Genomic DNA, 15,219 nt, shown 5'->3' on the forward strand with positions numbered 1-15,219 from the left:
GTTAAGGGAATGGAGGATAAAGTTTTTGGATTGTTGGAAAAAATGTATAGTGAGATGCAAACTGGATTTGAAGAAGTAAGAGGGGAAATTAGGGGAGTAAAAGACGAAATTCGAGAAGTAAAGCAGGATGTTGTAAGAATCGAGAATAAAATGGATAATCATTTGAAAGCTTTGTATGATAGCTACAAATAAAACACAAAAAAACTTTGTGATGTAGAAACTAAGATAAATGATTTAAGTGGCAAAGTAGAGCGACAGGAAGTAGAGATACGGGTTATTAAAGGTGGGAAATAAGCAGTATCAGAAATGATGTGTATAGGTTGTAACTTCGTGCAGGACTAAAGTCCATTGAAATATATATTTTATTATTGAAAATTTGTTGATCTTGCATGGATGGGGACTGAAGTCCCCACTACCGTTGAATTTTGGGGTTAGTAATTTAATACTTACAGGCAGATTTCTATAGAATAAGAACCATCAGAATCTTGATGGTTTATTTTTTCAAGTACCCTATAGGAGTAATGTATAATAGATGACATGTTCATGAGGAGATTGATATATAATAGGATGGAATGAAAATAATTGATAGAGGTGAGTGACAAATGGGATATAGGGAGAGCTATATAGAATGGATCAACAGTGGCTATTTTGATGAGGATATAAGAAAAGAGTTGCAAGCTATAGAGGGAAACGAAAAAGAGATCGAGGATCGCTTTTATAGAGATTTAGAGTTTGGTACGGGTGGACTTCGGGGGGTTATCGGTGCAGGAACCAATAGAATGAACAAATATACTGTTCGCAGAGCGACGCAAGGTTTTGCCCAATATCTGTTAGAGGAGGTAGGTGGAGCAAGACAGAAGGGCGTTGTGATTGCCTATGATTCTAGACACATGTCACCAGAGTTTGCTGAGGAAGCGGCTTTGGTGATGAATGGCAATGGCATCAAAGCATATCTCTTTGAAGCTCTTAGAACAACGCCAGAGTTATCCTATGCGGTTAGAGAGTTAGGCTGTGCTGGAGGGATCGTCATCACTGCCAGCCATAACCCACCAGAGTATAATGGGTACAAGGTGTATGGAGAAGATGGGGGACAAATTATACCCGATGAAGCAGAAAAGATCATTAATGAAATACAGGGAATAAAAGACTATAGCAGCGTAAACTACATAACAAAAGAAGAGGCATTATCCCAAGAACTATTGGTGATGATCGGAGAAGAGATCGATAGAAAATATATTGATCGTGTCAAAAGCTTGGTGTTAAGAGATGAGTTGATCAAGGAAACAGGGAAAGATGTAAAAATCGTTTATACACCTCTGCACGGTACGGGGAATATGCCTGTAAGAAGAGTGCTAAAAGAGTTAGGATTTGAGAAGGTATGGGTTGTGCCGGAGCAAGAAAATCCTGATTCAAATTTTTCTACGGTCAAATCCCCAAATCCTGAGGAGCATCAAGCCTTTACATTGGCATTGGCATTGGCGGATCAAGTGGATGCCGATGTGATCATCGGAACAGACCCAGATTGTGATCGAGTAGGTGCTGTGGTGAGGAATAAGGATGGAGCTTATCAAATATTGACAGGAAACCAGACAGGAGCCCTACTGATCGACTATGTCTTATCTGCTATGAAAGAGGCGGACTCGATTCCTAAAAATGGATTGGTCATCAAAACCATCGTTACCAGCGAGATGGGAGCTAAGATCGCCCAAAGCTATGGAGTGGATTCACTGGATACGTTGACAGGCTTCAAATTCATTGGAGAAAAGATCAAAGAGTTTGAGACCAGCAGAGAAAAGGAGTTTATTTTTGGCTATGAAGAAAGTTACGGCTATCTGGCAGGTACCTTTGTCCGTGACAAGGATGCTGTGATTGCGTCCATGCTGATTTGTGAGATGGCTGCTTACTATAAATCAAAGGGAATGACGCTATATGATGCTTTGATAGGATTGTTCGAGAGGTATGGTTACTATCAAGAGGGCCTGGAGTCCATTACCTTAAAAGGAAAAGAAGGCATGGAAAAAATCGATGAAATCCTAAGCTACTTTCGATTAAATCCACTGAGCCATATGAACGATCAGAAGATTTGTATCTTAAAGGATTATGACCATGGGAAGCATGTAGATTTGCTGATCGGGGAGACATCTGATTTAACCTTGCCAAAGTCCAATGTGCTCCACTTTACCTTGGAGGATGGTTCATGGTTCTGCATCCGACCATCGGGCACAGAGCCAAAGGTGAAAATCTATTTTTCAGTAGTAGGAAATAGCTTGGATGGTGCAATACAGAAGCTAGATGAGTTGAAAAGAGAAGTCATGGGACTGATACGAGAGCTTATAGACTAGTAATGCAGCATATATTTGTGTTTGAGAACTGAAGTCCCCTATTATGTTAGGATATTGATTTTGTTTTAACACCAGGATGGATTTATGATATAATAAATGTACACTGAAGAAACGGCATCTGGGAATAGAAAATTTGGAGGTGCTGAAATGGAACAAGAGATCAAAGATACTCTACATTTACTCGTCGGAATGATTGATGATGTGGGAAAAAAGGTTGACCGATTAGAAGTTCGAGTGGGGAGCTTAGAGACCCGAATGGATCGCTTTGAAGAGAGAATGGATCGGTTGGAAGAAGAAGTGCAGGATGTTAAGGAAGAACAACGAAGAATGAACGAAAAATTTGATTCAGTAATTTCCATGTGGAGTGACCATGAAGTTTTCATCCGACAGCTAAAGAAGAAGAAAATTATATAAACCGAATAACAAGGAAAAATAAGACAACGGGAAAACTTTATGAATACCTCGTTGTTTTATTGTTTTCATAGTAATATAATATTGAGTGACTTGGTAAGACTGTAGACACCAGCAAAAAAGGAGAAGGAAATGAAAGATAGAAAATTCGAAGTAATCAAAGGGAAAAAAGGAGCCGACTACGAGTTAACCCATAGGTTTATTGAGGCATATGCCACCAATACAAGACTCATGGGCGTCGTTGGACTTATTATAAAATGGGAAACAGAGCTAGGAGAGACATTTCACCAATTCTTCCATCTAGATGCTGAGGAATTTGGTTTAGATGATTACATCAGTATCCTATCTGGATCAGAAGAAAGCGTCGAAATGACTGCTGCGAACATGATGGGAGGACTGGGTGGAAAAACAGTAGCACTTAGAGAAAAGGAAGCCGTGTATCTGATTCAGCAATTTATTGAAAAAAGTAAACAATTCAATGAAGAGTTGCCAGAACCCATCCATGAATATGAGTATGCTATGGACGCAAAGCCTCAGCTGGATGAAGTGGAAATTACTGATTTATGGGATAAAATCTGTGAGCCAGTGATTTCACCGATTCAATTGGTCAACTATTTTGTTATGCGAGCTGCGGCCTTTGACGAAGAAGGCATGAGGTTTTTAAGTGAGGGACAAGGAATTTCCTATAAAATCGTGAAAAAACCTGCTACCCTGTTAAAGAATATCATTGAGCCAGTCGATGGACAAAACCAAAGCGCTTACATGGCAGAATCTCTTATTGATCTGGAACAGGGTTATAAGATGGTTGTGTCAGAAATCAAAACAGAGGAAACGGAGAAGGGCTGGCGGGTAAAGGCCGCTGAAGTGAAAACCTCCATGAACATTACAGGGATGGAGGCTGCCTTTAGCTTGAGCAAGGACGAATACATCACTGTATACCATGTAAAAAACTTCAGAGAGTTTATGCGAAAAATAGACAAAGAAAAACCCCATGCCATGAAGCATGGCTATGAAGTAGGGATCTTATATACAGAATTCAATCCCACCAACGAGCACGTGAAAAATACCAGCTACTATCTCAATGATGATATATATGGTGTATATTATATCACTGAGAGCAGTCAACTATTGGTGTGTGCTTATAGTCAAAAGCAGATTAGGGAGTTGGAAAAGTATTTTGGCAGTTCTAGCTACGAAGGCATCCTTGAATTGGAAGAAAAATTTCACTTAGATCGTTCTGTGCTCTATGAGTTTGTCCACAGCGGCTTCGATAGCTTCTATGAATTTTTAGAAGAAGACTAAACTATAATTCAAGGCTTTTTGTATCGTAGGATATTCCCTAGGAGAAGTATGAATCCATTGGATGTAGTCAAAGATAACAATTATGAGCAACAACAGGATAACGAGCAGAAAATGTAATATCTATATGCAGAAGGTGGAAATTTCATGAAAAAGATTGTGGCGTGGGTCTTGGTGATTTTGTGGTGTGGTGTGATCTTCTATTTCTCAGCAGAGGATCGGATTGTATCCCATGATAGAAGTTCTAAGATCAAAGAAACGGTGGAGAAGGTTATTGTAAAAGTAGTAAAAGAGAACGGAATAGATCGTAACATACGGGTGCGGCTGGAATACTATATCAGAAAGACAGGGCATCTGCTGGAGTACTTTATCCTGGCTGTATTGGTGTTCAATGCCCTGTGGGTGAGCGGGATAAAGGGATTGAAGCTGTACTCGGTAACCTTTTATATGTCCTTGGTATATGCCAGCCTCGATGAATTTCATCAATCCTTTGTACCAGGGCGAGGGCCCCAGGTGTCGGATGTCCTGTTAGATGGTGTGGGCGTGGCGATGGGCATTCTATTGTCTGCGATGCTGCGAAGGTATAGAGGACATCATATAAAGATGAGATCATAAGATGGAAGTAAAGCAATGAAAAATGAAAGAAGAGAGAAATTGCCCGTGTAGATAAAGATACGGGCAATTTTGCATTTCACGGCTCCTATAAGTAAGCTTGTATAAATATAAATATGAAAATGGCAGGAAAATTATCATCAGAAATGGAAAAAGGATATACAAATAAACGATGATGTGATGGAAGGAATTAGGCTAGCGGCGGTAATAAGGAGAGGGGGATCCAGCAGAGATGGCCACAAAAAAAGATGATATGATCAAAAAAATGGAATATATCGATGGAATTACTATTATTGATACGTCAGGAACCATATTGTTTTCTGTGAAATTTAATCCTACTTTTCATCCTGAGGTTTTTGATAATAATATCCTAGGAAAAAAATTAACAGAGGTGTTTACGAACATCAATGAAGATACCAGTACATTGATCAAATCGATGAAATTAGGCATTCCAATCTATAAAAAAAGACAGCCCATCGTATCTGGTACCAATGACGAGATCTATACAACCAATGTATCGGTTCCCATCAAGACCAATGGTCGTATTATAGGGGCGATAGAACTTTCCAAGGACATAACGAGCAACAGGATAGAAAGCAATGAAATTATCGAGATGAACTTCGACAAGTTCGACTATCAGTTGTTTAGAGATCATCTGGGGCCAGATCGGGCCAGATATACTTTAGAAGATATTATTTCTGATGATGGTAAAGTCAAGGAGATAAAGGCTTTTATTCCTAAGATTGCCAATAGTGCATCGCCGGTGTTTATCTATGGGGAAACAGGTACAGGCAAGGAACTATTTGCCCACGCCATACATAACGCTGGAGGTAAAAAGGGAGGGCCATTTATCACGCAAAACTGTGCAGCAATCCCGGAAAATTTGCTGGAGAGTATCTTATTTGGAACAACAAAGGGTAGCTTTACCGGTGCTTTTGATAATGCAGGCCTGTTTGAAATTGCCGAGGGAGGCAGTATATTTTTGGATGAAATCAACTCCATGCCCATCAGCTTGCAGTCTAAGCTATTGCGGGTCCTACAGGATGGCTTTGTAAGAAGACTAGGAGATAAAAAGGAGCGCAAAATCAATACCCGGGTAATTGTGGCAGCCAATATGAATCCAAAAGAATGTGTGCGGAAGGGGCTGCTGCGGCAGGATATATATTACAGACTTTGCGCCCTCACCATATATGTTCCACCTCTTCGTGAAAGGATTGGCGACATTCCTATCTTGTTGAATTTTTTGATGAACAAATACAATAGGCTGCTGGATAAAAAGATTAAGGGGGTCTCCAAGGCGGTATATGACCTGATTACCCGATATAGTTGGCCAGGGAATGTGAGGGAGCTAGAGCATCTTATTGAGTATGCCATCAACAAATTAGACCAGGAAGAAGATATCATCGATATTCATCATATCACAGAGAAAATAAATGAGATGATGGGAATTGAAGACATAGAAAGCAGTGAAGAGGTAGTCCCTTTAAAAGATGTCATTGCATCCATCGAAAGGACCATGATTGGGCAAGCCGTAAGAAAAACGGCAGGGAATGTATCCAAAGCAGCTGATTTGCTCCAAATACCCAGACAAACTTTACAGAAAAAAATGAATAAGTATAACTTGTCCACGAAATAATGCTCTAAATATAACAAAAACTGCTCTAAATATAACAAAAAAGTTGGTAAGGTATGAATTATTGCCAGCTTTTTTACATTTTGGATAAGTATAAAGGCAACAACGGAGAGAGAATGATTGTTAAATAATAGATAATTCGGAAAAATCAACGTCTTGGTAAAAAGAAGTTTTTTAAAGAATCAAAAACTTAAAAATCAATGTGGCATGATAATTGCACTTAAAGTACCTTAGTTGTATCTGATTAGATACCCATTCTGCAGAAATGGTATTGGAAACAGTGTTGCAAATATGACATGTATATGAAGATAAGGGGGAAATAGCAGTGATTCTTGGAGTATTAAAAGATATCAAACCAGGTGAATCCAGGGTAATTATGACGCCGATTGAGGCAGCAGAGCTATGTGCCAACGGGCACAAGGTTTTTATACAAAGTCAGGCAGGAGCATTGGCTGGTTTTGAAGATGAAGAATATGTGATGGCAGGAGCAGAGGTAAAAGGAACTATGGAGGAAATCTATGCAGCCAGTGACATGGTGGCGAAGGTGAAGGAGATCACCCCTCAGGAGTATGGATTGATGCGGGAGGGGCAGATTATATTTACCTGTATCCACCCAGCTGCCAACCGTGAAGAGGTAGATGCGCTGCTGGAGAAGAAAGTCATTGCTTTTACAGCAGAGGATACCCATCGCTATGGTTCACCCAACTGTGAGGTGGCAGGAAAGCTGGGGGCACTCATGGGGGTATACCAGTTGTTAAGTATCCATGGGGGAAGTGGTAAGTTAATCTGTGGAATAGGAGGTGCACCGGCAGCAAATGTGATTATTTTAGGTGCGGGCATTGTGGGGAAAGGTGCCACAGAAGTATTATGCGCCTTAGGAGCAAACATCACCTTGATGGATGTAAATGTTGGTGTCTTGAGGAGCGTCCAACAAATATTTCCTAAGAACGTTCAAACGACGTTTTCCAATCAGGAAAATATTAAAAAATTGTTGCCCAAAACAGACTTGATCGTAAACTGTGTCAAATGGCCCAAGCATCGAAAGGATCATCTGGTAACAAAGGAAATGCTTAAGCTGATGAGAAAAGGTTCTGTGATTGTAGATATCAGTGCGGATGTAGGGGGCGCCATCGAAACCTATCGTCCAACTACCCACGAAAATCCAACCTATGTGGTGGACGGCATTGTACATTATGGTGTGGACAATATACCAGGAGCAGTACCCCATACAACCTCTGTGGCCTATGCAGCGACTGTATTGCCCCATTTTCGATCTATATTGAACGATGGTGTCAAGGAAGCCTGTCGTAAGGACGGTTACCTGAGAAGGAGCCTAACAGCCTATAAAGGAGTCTTGACCCACGAAGAGACCAGTTTGATTCAGAAAAGAGAATGGGTAAGGCCTGAGGAAGTATTGGGATTGAGAGATTATAAGGATATGGACATAGCTCCTAAGGCTGTAATTACTGCTTAGGGTGAAGATTCATAAAGAAATAAGTGAAAAGGGGGAGCATTATGGACGCAACTGCAACATTAGGCTTTATTTCTATTATACCAGCAGCGATAGCCATCCTATTGGCATTCAAAACTAGAAACACTGTATTTTCCTTGGCATTAGCATGTTTTATTGGTATTTTACTCTCTGGAAAAGGATTGATGGGCTTTCCAACACTGCTAAAGACTTCTTTAGGGACCACTAGCTTTTCTTGGATTTTCTTATTGGAGTTGTTTATTGGTATTTTGATTGCCTTCTTCCAAAGAACCGGTGCGATTCAAGGGTTTACAAAAATCATGGAGGAAAAGAAATTAAGTAGAGTAAAGGTTCAGCTGGTTGCTTGGGTCATGGGGATGTTTGTTTTCTTTAGTGATTATTTTAGCCCCTTGTTTGTAGGGTCTACCATGAGAAGCCTATCGGATAAGGCGAAGATTTCAAGGGAAAAACTTGCCTATATTGCCGACTCCACATCAGCGCCTGTAAGTGTATTGGCTCCTATCACAGGATGGGCTGTGTTTATTTCAGGATTGTTGATCGGTATGGGTCCTATACAGGATGCATCCCAAGCCATGATGGTATTTACCAGAGCGATTCCGTTTAACTTCTATGCACTCATCGCTGTTGTATTGGTAGGGCTATTTTCACTGGGTGTGATCCCAGAATTTGGACCAATGAAAAAAGCGGAGAAAAGGGCATTGGAGGAAGGCAAAGTATTAAGGGATGGGGCAGAGCCACTATTAGGTGAAGAATTAACGGATACACCTCCTTATGAAGGGATCAAAACCAATGTATTTTTGAACTTTATTTTTCCTGTACTCATCGTCATTAGTATTGCCATTGGAACCTTTATCACATTGAAATCTGCGAAAACCATGGAAGCATTCCTTACTGCGGTAGTTGTTTTGGGTGTGATTATGAGAATACAAGGGGTACCTTTTAATGACATTATGAAAACAGCTATGGCAGGAATGAAAGGGGTTATGCCAGCCATCATTATTCTAGCCCTATCCTATTCTATCAACCAATTGAGCAAGGATATGGGAACGGCTAATTACATAATTGAGGTAACGCAAGGATGGATGACACCCAATTTGTTACCCCTCATTACATTCATCATCGCAATGCTGATCTCGTTTTCAACAGGAACCTCTTGGGGAACCTTTGCCATTGTAATGCCTATTGCGGTACCACTAGCCTTTAGTTTTGCAGGGGGAGAAGTAACTACACTGGTACTGGCTACCATATCTGCTGTTGCAGGAGGGGGAGTTTTCGGAGATCATTGCTCTCCCCTGTCAGATACTACCATATTAGCTTCCACGGGAGCTGCAGCAGATCATATAGACCATGTGAAAACACAGATCCCTTATGCTGGTTTGGCTGCAATGCTGGCTGCGGCGATCTACTTGATTATTGGCTTTGTTGCAATATAGTGGGATGATAAAGGAAAATAAAAGAAGAACGAGATTACCCATGTAGATAAAGGCATGGGTAATTTTTTTCCGAAATATTAGCGTTTTAACTGGAGATGAAATATTATATAATATTAAGCATAGGAAGGGAGGCATACGGTGGAGACATTAAATCAGATACTGGTATTATTCTTATTATTAATTATTGGCTATATAAGCAAGAAGCTGCGGGTGATCAGCAATGATATGAATCGTGACATCAGTAACTTTATTACAAGTATTGCCCTGCCGTGCTTGATTATTTCTACGTTGAGCAGTTTTGAATTCTCTAAGGAAGTACTTGTCAAGAGTGGCAAGCTGTTTGTGATTTCCTGGGGTGTTTATGCATTGTCCATCACCATATCTTATATGGTACCTAAAATCATCAAGGCAGAGGGTACAGCCAGGGATATTTTCCAATTTATGGTGGTGTTTTCGAATGTAGGTTTCATGGGATATCCTGTGGTGAATGCAGTGTTTGGGGAGACGGGGGTATTTTATACTGCCTTATACAACTTGCCTTTCAATATGGTGATTTGGAGCTTTGGGGTGGCAGTGTTGAGCAGACCTACCATGGAAAGAAATAAGCTTGCTTTTGATGAACGGGGTAGTATTCAGATCAAGCAGCTCTTAAACCCAGGCTTGATTGCAGTATGCATTGGATTTGCTATGTTTTTGACTTCTACTAGGCTACCAGGACCTGTCTATAAAACCTTTAAAATGGTGGGAGATGTGACCACACCCATGTCCATGGTGTTTATCGGATCAATTTTAGCAGATATTCATATCAAAGAGATATTTTCAAACATCAAGGTGTTTATTGTCAGTGCAGTTCGATTGATCATTTTACCTCTTTTGGTCTTATTCGTCTTAAAGATATTTCCTTTGGACGAGATCATGATAGGAATTCCTGTGCTGATTGCAGCTATGCCGGTAGCTGCCAACTGTGCCATCATGGCTACACGGTATGAAAACGATTACCATCTGGCATCTCAGGCCATCTTCATATCGACCATGCTTTCTATGGTGACGATCCCGTTGATTGTGACGCTGCTGTAGTCGCTAATACAAGGGCATCGGCGATGACTTTGGCCATTTTCATGACGAGGCTGAGGCGGATGTTATGGATGGCAAAGCAGTCGTCGTGGTTGATTTTATCCACAATTCCTACAATTGAAAGATTACCAACACTGGGCAGCTTCTTTCCGACGCCTTTTCCGGGAAAGATGGGGCCTTTTTTTATATGGATACTGCCGATACTGTCTTCGGCGCCTAGGCAGGCATCAACAGCCACGTAAAAGCCGTTGGGGTGCTGGGTGGTGACGATATCTATCATATCCTTTAGGTTTACAGCATGGACGGGATGGTCAACGGTGCCGTAGAATGGATAAGGAAAGTCTTTACCTTCCAACAGGGTTCCCGTAATAGGACCCAAGGCATCGCCGATACATCGGTCGGTGCCAATACAGATCAGCACCATGTCTTCTTTGAGGTGCTCTTTCATATACCTTGCTAAGGTTTCAACAGCGTTCTCATCGGTATAGTGTACACGAACTTCATATTTATATTTCCAAGGATTATGGATCAAAGAAACACACCTCCTTATAAGGAATATATATACGAAGGACGAGATGTTGATGACAGGAAAAATCACTTTGGCTGCCCGTTGTGTGCCATTCGCTAATGGCTAAAAGATTTTTTAAAATTGGTAGGGCTGGACGACCCTGTCCAGCCGATGATTTGTTTATGTTAACGGACGGACAGGGTCGTCCGTCCCTACAAAGAAAAAAAGTTTTTTAAAATTGGTAGGGCTGGACGACCCTGCCCAGCCGATGATTTGTTTATGTCAACGGACGGACAGGGTCGTCCGTCCCTACAATAGATGCAAGAAGTCATGAGAGAGTAGCGTTTTACCATGCATAATTATGGAAAGCTTATATCATACTAGAAGTGGAAGCATGAAATGCTTTTAGCGTAAAAAATATGATATAGGGTGGTATCAAGCATGACAGAGCCAAAGAAAAGATACAATGAACTGATGGTTGTAGTTTTAACGGTGATTACGGTACTGGGTATTTGGAGCATGCGACCCGCAGAGGAAAGATTGCTGCCAGAACTAAATACAGGGTATAGACCCAATGGCAGCTTAGAGGACAAAACGCCCCTTGAGACGAGGCTGGATATTTATTTCGATGACATCCTTAACTTGGATCAAGAGGGTTCACAGTATCAAATGATCATCGACGATGCGACTTTAGATAAATTCATTTATGTTTACCATGATAAGTTGAGAAAAAGCCCTGCACCCATTGAGATTACCTTTGAAAGAAAAGAAGAGGTTCGGAGTGTCTTGGAGAATATGGGGACCATCAATCTGGTTCATTTGAAGGAAGTATTAAGTCAAGAAGTAAGTAGTGGGACAGTGGAAGAGGTGGAAGAAATTCTGCAGGAAAATCTTTTTGAGCAGGAATTAGAGCACTTAGATAATTTGATAATACCGAAACAATAAAGAGATGGAGGTACCTCCATCTCTTTATTGTTTCGGTATTATTTGTTATTTTGTATTTACGGATAGGATTTCATAGGTTACCATATTGTCATTTACGGTAAACACCATGTATTTGAGTTGTGAAAAGACATCCATATCATTTTGCAGTGGATAATCCTTCAAGGTTACATAACGTACTCCATTTTGTGGCGTTACAGCAAAATTTGACCCGCCGCCATTGAGTACCCACACATCTACATTCTTTTCCTTCTTTGCTTTCTCCAGGGTATCCTTGAACAGTTTCTCTTCTAGAGGATCGCTGAAGGATAATGGCTTTGGAAGCACTACAAAGATTTGCTTTGCATCAGCGGATTTTACTGTATTGATAAACCATGTCCACTGCTGTACATTACTTTCTCTAAGACTTCCTTTTCGATTATCCAGCTGAATAAACAAGCTGTCTTGATGCTTTGTGGCACTATAGCTGCCATCTCCCAGAACAACTGGTTGTTTTAGGTTGCCCTTTAGGGAAGGATCCAGTGTATCGGTGAAAACATTGAGGGCTGCTGTGCTGTTGGATAATTCCGCCAGCTTGGCCACCGCCGCCTGATCCTGAGCAGTATCGATACCGCTTACAGCACCGTGGGCGAAGAACTTAAAGGAATTTGCACCTTCTGCTGGCGCGCTGACATTTCTTACGTCTTGCACAGGAGCCTGGGGAATCGCAGCATCCAGGTTGGTTGGATAAGAAACGGTCAAGCCATCCAAGTAGATGATGCCTGTGTCTTTAGCAAGGGCATTGGTTTCCACCACATAGATCCGCTCGAGAACTACGGGAACCTTCAAGGTAGAAGGAACCGCTGCCTCTACATATTTCCAGCCACTCCAGTTGATACTTGCCGCCAGATCCAAGGTATGGGCAGTACCATCGGCACCAACCAACTTCGCTTTTAAACCATGACCGCCACCTTCATTGCCATAGACCCAAACGCCAATTTTTGATGGAGTATTTTCGAAACGAATACCACCATTATTAAATACCAGATATGCTGCTCTGGTAGCATCGGTTGTAGTGAAGTCATAGGATAATGAACCAGCGCTATTACCTGATTTAGGGAATGGTGCAATATTATAGGTTCCGGTTACCTCGGCTGGGTAGGATAAGAAGCTTCCATTGGCAGCCTCAAAATCGTCTACCACTACCTCTTGGGAGCCAACAGCTACTTGAATATATGCCTCTAACCCCTTAAATGTACCTTTGATAACCCCTGAACCTCCTTGAGAAGCTGCTTTAAAGAAGCCTCGGTCATCGATGTAGCCCAGGTTCTGAGGAACTTCAAAGGTGATATCTTGAGGACGAAGGGTGGCACTATATCCATCGCTATCTACAGCGGTTATAGTGAGGGCCCGCTCGCCATTTTTATCTATAAAAAGCTTGTTTGGAGATAGTCTTAGACTAACAGGCTGATTCAATACATTCATCTCTAATGAAGCATATTTTCCATCATACTCAGCTACGATTGCAGCCTTTCCAGGTGCAGTAGCTGTAAATGTATTACCGCTGAAGGTGCCATTTGCTCCTGTGATATGCCACTTTATACGACTATAGTCCACGTGTAGTGGGTTGTAATTCTCATCGTAAGCTTTGATATCCAGTTGTCTTGAACCATTGACGAACACATTGGTATCCTGGGCTTGGACCTTAATACCGGCTAGATCGGCTTGGGGTGCTGTGCTGACCACACCAATACCATTCATCAGTCTTCGCTCGCTGCCATCGGAAAGGGTATTGACGATCTTTTTGTTCTCTTCACCCAGAGGTCGGAGAATCATTTCGGTGGAACCACCACCATCCAGGTTAATAGCTTGTTGTGCACCAAGATATGCCATGATCTCCCCCAACTCTTTCTGGGTGACACCTGTATAGGAAGAGGTACGGCCATCAATGGTAACAAAGAGTACTTCCTTATTATCCCTTGAGATGCCGATGGCTGTCCTTGGATGATTTCCTGTGATATTGTGGGAGAAGGTGGCTGGAACAATACCATCTTGCAGCACCACTGCACCGCCGCCCATGGCTAAAGCCAAGGATTGGTAGTCAGGGGTTGTAGAAGCTGAAAGTTCGATGCCATCACCCACTGCAAAATTGCTCCAAATCAAATCGGCAAAGGAACCTGTGGCAAATACAACGGAACCGCTCCTTGGAATGTAAGTGCCTTCCTTAGCATTTACGATTTCTTTTACCATATTGTTTTCGATTACCATTTCCACGGCACTTGAAAGATTTGGACTTAGGGCAGGTGTTTTCTCACCAAAGGTAGGTGTGAAAAGGATCGCTGTATCTCCATAGTCAGATTCTTTGTTGACGGAGCCTATTTTTAAGAAGGCAGAGGATCGCTGATTCGTGATGCCCACATTTTCAGGAGCCCAGTAATTGATAAAAGGGGTACCATCCTTTGTTTGGTTAAATACACCCATCTGATTGGGAATATAGTAAGGCGTTGAAACCAGTTCTCCATCTTTTACGATGGGACCCAGGGTGGCTGCACCCTTCGTATTAAAAAAGTCTCCATTGACGGCACCTATTACCTGAGGGTTTTGATTTGCCAGTTCAGACAACTTGGCTTTATTCTTTAGACCGGTTTGGTTAAAGAGTACCTCCAAGGAAGTGAAATTGTCCTGGACATTGATCCGCATCACATTTACACTGAGCCAGCCTTTGTCGGTAAAGCGCAGAAGCTGTTCGTGTTTGACACCTGACGATATGTATTCTTCCTTTTTTTCCTCATAGAGAGATTGGGTCCAATCACCATGGACTGGAACTAAAAAAACTGAAGATGTCAAAGAAATTGCTAAGGTCGATGCAATAATCCATTTTTTCCATCCGTGCATATGCATTGCTCCTTTCAAGATAGAATTTTTAGGTTAAGAAATGTCTTAACCAACCTATATATTTTGTTGTGCAGTTCACCAGGGCGTAGCGTCGGAAATGCCTTACTGAGTTTAGACGACAGTTAGGCAAGAAAAGTTACAGGGCTTTGGTACTAAATTTCTTTGTAGGAAAGATGTTCCAAGACATAAGGCGATACGATTCCCCAAGCTACAGTTCCATTATATCGAAAGAAATGGGGAAATGAATATTAAGATAGTGTTACAAGCGTAAGGGGGGATGGGGAAAACATTGAAGCATAAGGTTTTTAAAGGACATAGAAACATTCATATTTTCTTTGAAATATATGGAAGAAAATCTTCTGAATAAAATATGAGAATACCTATTGCCAAATCTCGGTTTTTATCGTAAAATAAATCTTGTGATTATGTCGGGGTGTAGCGCAGTTTGGTAGCGCATCTGGTTTGGGACCAGAGGGCCGCGGGTTCAAATCCTGCCACCCCGACCATTTTTATGGCCCATTGGTCAAGCGGTCAAGACACCGCCCTTTCACGGCGGTAACCCGGGTTCGATTCCCGGATGGGTCACCATTGTACGAAGG

The 15,219-nt window shown here is 41.6% G+C and carries 12 protein-coding genes and 2 tRNA genes; 12 read left to right on the forward strand and 2 right to left on the reverse strand.

Annotated features, from left to right (window positions below; all coding sequences use genetic code 11):
- The first annotated feature begins 9 nt into the window (after nt 1-9).
- The 9 genes from HNQ80_RS25930 (at nt 10) to HNQ80_RS12115 (ending at nt 10,299) form a co-directional block, all read left to right on the forward strand.
- Complete coding sequence (locus HNQ80_RS25930; RefSeq protein ID WP_243183214.1) at nt 10-192, forward strand: hypothetical protein; 183 nt, start codon at nt 10-12, stop codon at nt 190-192.
- Between the two features lie 410 nt (nt 193-602).
- A complete protein-coding gene (locus tag HNQ80_RS12080; RefSeq protein WP_184310918.1) occupies nt 603-2,342 on the forward strand; it encodes a phospho-sugar mutase in 1,740 nt (579 codons plus the stop codon).
- 96 nt (nt 2,343-2,438) lie between these two features.
- Nucleotides 2,439-2,756 carry a hypothetical protein gene (locus HNQ80_RS12085; protein WP_207726988.1) on the forward strand — a complete coding sequence of 106 codons (318 nt, stop codon included), beginning with the start codon at nt 2,439-2,441 and terminating at the stop codon, nt 2,754-2,756.
- Nucleotides 2,757-2,885: 129 nt separating this feature from the next.
- Nucleotides 2,886-4,055 carry a hypothetical protein gene (locus HNQ80_RS12090; protein ID WP_184310920.1) on the forward strand — a complete coding sequence of 390 codons (1,170 nt, stop codon included), beginning with the start codon at nt 2,886-2,888 and terminating at the stop codon, nt 4,053-4,055.
- Between the two features lie 144 nt (nt 4,056-4,199).
- Nucleotides 4,200-4,667, forward strand: a complete 468-nt coding sequence (locus HNQ80_RS12095; protein WP_184310921.1) for a VanZ family protein — start codon at nt 4,200-4,202, stop codon at nt 4,665-4,667.
- Between the two features lie 229 nt (nt 4,668-4,896).
- A complete protein-coding gene (locus HNQ80_RS12100; RefSeq protein ID WP_184310922.1) occupies nt 4,897-6,300 on the forward strand; it encodes a sigma-54 interaction domain-containing protein in 1,404 nt (467 codons plus the stop codon).
- 322 nt (nt 6,301-6,622) lie between these two features.
- Nucleotides 6,623-7,771, forward strand: coding sequence for an alanine dehydrogenase (locus HNQ80_RS26470; protein ID WP_184310923.1), 1,149 nt, complete (start codon nt 6,623-6,625; stop codon nt 7,769-7,771).
- 41 nt (nt 7,772-7,812) lie between these two features.
- Nucleotides 7,813-9,222: a Na+/H+ antiporter NhaC family protein gene (locus tag HNQ80_RS12110; protein ID WP_184310924.1), complete on the forward strand. Its 1,410-nt coding sequence runs from the start codon at nt 7,813-7,815 to the stop codon at nt 9,220-9,222.
- A 138-nt stretch (nt 9,223-9,360) separates the two neighbouring features.
- On the forward strand, nt 9,361-10,299 hold the full coding sequence (locus HNQ80_RS12115; protein ID WP_184310925.1) for an AEC family transporter: 939 nt from the start codon (nt 9,361-9,363) through the stop codon (nt 10,297-10,299).
- Here the strand turns inward: HNQ80_RS12115 and yyaC are convergent.
- A complete protein-coding gene (gene yyaC / locus HNQ80_RS12120) occupies nt 10,262-10,828 on the reverse strand; it encodes a spore protease YyaC (RefSeq protein WP_243183216.1) in 567 nt (188 codons plus the stop codon). The genes HNQ80_RS12115 and yyaC overlap by 38 nt on opposite strands.
- A 417-nt stretch (nt 10,829-11,245) precedes the next feature.
- On the opposite strand from yyaC, the gene HNQ80_RS12125 reads away from it, so the two are divergent.
- Nucleotides 11,246-11,749 (forward strand): hypothetical protein, encoded by a 504-nt coding sequence (locus HNQ80_RS12125; protein ID WP_184310926.1) that lies wholly within the window; start codon nt 11,246-11,248, stop codon nt 11,747-11,749.
- 45 nt (nt 11,750-11,794) lie between these two features.
- Here the strand turns inward: HNQ80_RS12125 and HNQ80_RS12130 are convergent, their stop codons facing one another.
- Nucleotides 11,795-14,620, reverse strand: a complete 2,826-nt coding sequence (locus HNQ80_RS12130; RefSeq protein ID WP_184310927.1) for a phosphodiester glycosidase family protein — start codon at nt 14,618-14,620, stop codon at nt 11,795-11,797.
- A gap of 429 nt (nt 14,621-15,049) precedes the next feature.
- Between HNQ80_RS12130 and HNQ80_RS12135 the strand changes: the two genes are divergently transcribed.
- Together HNQ80_RS12135 and HNQ80_RS12140 are read left to right on the forward strand one after the other, a co-directional pair.
- Nucleotides 15,050-15,126 (forward strand) — tRNA-Pro (locus tag HNQ80_RS12135).
- 7 nt (nt 15,127-15,133) lie between these two features.
- Nucleotides 15,134-15,208 (forward strand) — tRNA-Glu (locus HNQ80_RS12140).
- Nucleotides 15,209-15,219 lie beyond the last annotated feature (11 nt).

Source organism: Anaerosolibacter carboniphilus (assembly GCF_014205875.1).
In the GTDB taxonomy this organism is placed as follows: Bacteria; Bacillota; Clostridia; order Peptostreptococcales; family Thermotaleaceae; genus Anaerosolibacter; species Anaerosolibacter carboniphilus.

Bases quoted from the DNA above. Each gene is read 5' to 3' on its own strand.
- HNQ80_RS12125 (WP_184310926.1), top strand. From the start codon at position 11,246: ATGACAGAGCCAAAGAAAAGATACAATGAACTGATGGTTGTAGTTTTA.
- HNQ80_RS12095 (WP_184310921.1), top strand. From the start codon at position 4,200: ATGAAAAAGATTGTGGCGTGGGTCTTGGTGATTTTGTGGTGTGGTGTG.
- HNQ80_RS12130 (WP_184310927.1), bottom strand. From the start codon at position 14,620: ATGCACGGATGGAAAAAATGGATTATTGCATCGACCTTAGCAATTTCT.
- HNQ80_RS12090 (WP_184310920.1), top strand. From the start codon at position 2,886: ATGAAAGATAGAAAATTCGAAGTAATCAAAGGGAAAAAAGGAGCCGAC.
- HNQ80_RS12080 (WP_184310918.1), top strand. From the start codon at position 603: ATGGGATATAGGGAGAGCTATATAGAATGGATCAACAGTGGCTATTTT.
- HNQ80_RS25930 (WP_243183214.1), top strand. From the start codon at position 10: ATGGAGGATAAAGTTTTTGGATTGTTGGAAAAAATGTATAGTGAGATG.
- HNQ80_RS12085 (WP_207726988.1), top strand. From the start codon at position 2,439: ATGTACACTGAAGAAACGGCATCTGGGAATAGAAAATTTGGAGGTGCT.
- HNQ80_RS12110 (WP_184310924.1), top strand. From the start codon at position 7,813: ATGGACGCAACTGCAACATTAGGCTTTATTTCTATTATACCAGCAGCG.
- HNQ80_RS12100 (WP_184310922.1), top strand. From the start codon at position 4,897: ATGGCCACAAAAAAAGATGATATGATCAAAAAAATGGAATATATCGAT.